The organism is Elusimicrobiota bacterium, from assembly GCA_018816525.1.
In the GTDB taxonomy this organism is placed as follows: domain Bacteria; phylum Elusimicrobiota; class Endomicrobiia; order CG1-02-37-114; family XYA2-FULL-39-19; genus OXYB2-FULL-48-7.
The window spans coordinates 1-2,707 of the sequence record JAHIVV010000090.1; the positions used below are offsets into that span (position 1 = coordinate 1).

At 42.1% G+C, this 2,707-nt stretch carries 1 protein-coding gene; it reads right to left on the reverse strand.

Annotated elements, in window-relative coordinates; all coding sequences use genetic code 11:
• On the reverse strand, positions 1 to 2,544 hold a 2,544-nt coding region (locus tag KKH91_08245; GenBank protein MBU0952791.1), incomplete at its 3' end, for a putative Ig domain-containing protein.
• Between the last annotated feature and the right edge of the window lie 163 nt (positions 2,545 to 2,707).

Below are 2,707 nucleotides of genomic sequence, written 5' to 3' on the forward strand. Positions count from 1 at the left end.
AGCTATTCCCTGCTGAGTATCTGTAGCTTTCACATATCCGCTGATTCTATAGCCATCTGTTACAGGCGCTGGATTTATTGTTATACTGAACTGTTTGGTTGATTCTAATGGAGTTGGTGCCGTTGAGTCCTGCGCTTTTATTGTAAATGTATATGTGCCGGAAGATGACGCTACGCCGGATATTGTCCCTGTTGAGCATAAACTTAAACCTGCCGGCAAACTGGTGCTGCCGGTTACTGCTGTCCAGGTATATGGTCCTGTCCCGCCGGTAGCGGTTAAAGTGGCGTTATAAGCAGAACTTACTCCGCCATCAGTTAAATTTGCAGTGGTAATCGTCAGGGGCGGAACGGGCCGCACAGTAATACACAAATCTTTTGTTGCTATCGCGTTGACCGAATCTGTTACCTTGAAAGTCGTTGTAGTGGAACCTACCGCTGTCGGTGTACCGGAAATTGCTCCGGCAGTGCTTAAAGTTAAACCAGCGGGTAAAGGGGAAGAAGCTAGCCAGGTATACGGTGCTGTCCCGCCGGAAGCTGCTATTGTGGCTGTATAGGACTGCACCACTATAGCATTAGGGAGATTAGATGTTACAATAATCGGTGAAGATGATAAAAGCTGAATTGAGACATCATCAAAATATACGGTTTGGCTTCCCGATGTATCAGCCTCTACGCCTATGCCTATTTTCCCGTATAGAAAGTCATTGTCTGTGCAGGTCAGGGCTGGCACTGCGCTTCCGTCATAATTTATTTTAATCTCGCCATTCTGCCTTGAAAGCGCAATATTATGCCAGACACTGCCAGTATAATTAAAATCATAACTACTCCCGCTAAGGGGCCCGGTAACAGCATTTACTCTCTTGTATATTCTACCTGCCCCGGATATGTTAATCCAGTAATAATTATTCGGATCCTGATATCCAAAAATAATACTACATCCTCTCTCATTACTGGTAGTGGAATCATCCTTACTTCTAAAAGAAATTGAGAAATCTTTATAAATTTTATCTTTTAATCTTACATAGCCGGCAGAAGTATCTGTACCATAACGATTTATCGCGCTAAATTGGAAACCTGGGCCCAGAAATTTCAATACATTACTGCCATCTACGGATTGGGTTGACCATACTCCGCCTGTTTTAGACTTTTCCCAATTTGTCAAAAAATCGCCTGTTTCAAAATTATCAGAAAAACTACCGCATAAATCAATTGCTTTGATTTGTGTTGTGCTGGTATATACTATGCTTTGCCCGGATATAGCTGCGGTTACACTCACCACACGGTCTGATGTTATGGCGCCGCCGCTCAAAGTGGCAAACGACTTCGTCTGAGACGCTAAATCTTTCTGCGAAGGAGTAACTGTCCCGAAATCAGAAGTTAAGTTAACTGTAATTCCCAGTTTGCCGGCATTAAGTATCTCTATGAGATTGTAATTCAGGTTCTCGCCGTTTCTCACATATATGGTCTCCGGTATTCCAACCCAGGCCCGGTAATTTTCATCCAGCATGCGGGACGAAATAAATTCATACATTCTGCACATTAAATAATTTACCAGGCACTCGCCATCATTATGAATCGCTGTTTCATCCATATTGACATTATCATAGGCGCCGCCCGGATGAATTCCGTCAGGAATCATAACGGGATACCAATCAGTAGGGCGCTCAGTGAGGATGGCATTAAAAAAGTCTATCACGGGTATATTGTTGGTAGAAGCAAGTTCTTTTACCGCAGTCAAATAAGGTTGTAGGTCGCTTATCTTGGTATTGGTATCATTGATTGGCGGCGGTGTAACTAAAATAGGAATGATTTTTTTAGCGGTTAAATAGTTTAATATACTTTGCATGTCCGTCTTATATTTCGTTATACCTTCCCTTCCAATAGCGTCATTTGTCCCGTATAAAACAGTTGTTATTTCAGGATACCATTCTGATACCCTTGTGTCTATATAGGTCACACCGCTTCCATAGTAGTCAAGAAAAGGAAATTCTGCTTTCATGCCAGGAGCAGCGACTCTAATATTAAAATTACTAATAATGTTATAATACCAGGGATAATTAATCTTTCCGGCGCTTCCTCCATTGGCAGGACAGAGGGCATACCACCACCCGCTTGCCGCTGTAATACTATCCCCTATATTAAACATGGCAAAGGGCCTGGCCCTGCAGCCCTTATTTATATTTTTCAGATTGTCAATCATCGTGTCCGGAATACCCATTACTGAAACCACAAAACTCGTATCTGTGCTTCCATTGGTATCTGTTACACACGCTGTAACATTATTGTCTCCGGCTTGGTTATGCGCCGGTGTCCAGGTTATTAAGCCAGTGCTTCCGTTTATAGTCATACCTTCCGGATAGGTAACCAAAGAATACGCAAGTGTCCCGCTGCCTGTCGCTTGAATAGTATAGGTATATGGCTTTTGGGCAATAGCGAAAGTTTTGAAGGTGCTGGTTGAAATAACTGGATTAGCGTTTAAAAAAGAAAGATGAAAAAGAACAATCAAAAATCCCAACAAAATTGAATTATACCTACTGAAAATCATAATTTTTCTCCTCGTCTAACTTACCCTCACTTAATTACCGCCAGCTTGCCTGTTTTCTTCTCTTTTTTGTCATTCGTAATAACATAAATATATATCCCGCTCGGAATTCCTGCTGCGGGCCAGTCAATACTTGATGAATCGGTTGTATTCAATTCACTAACTA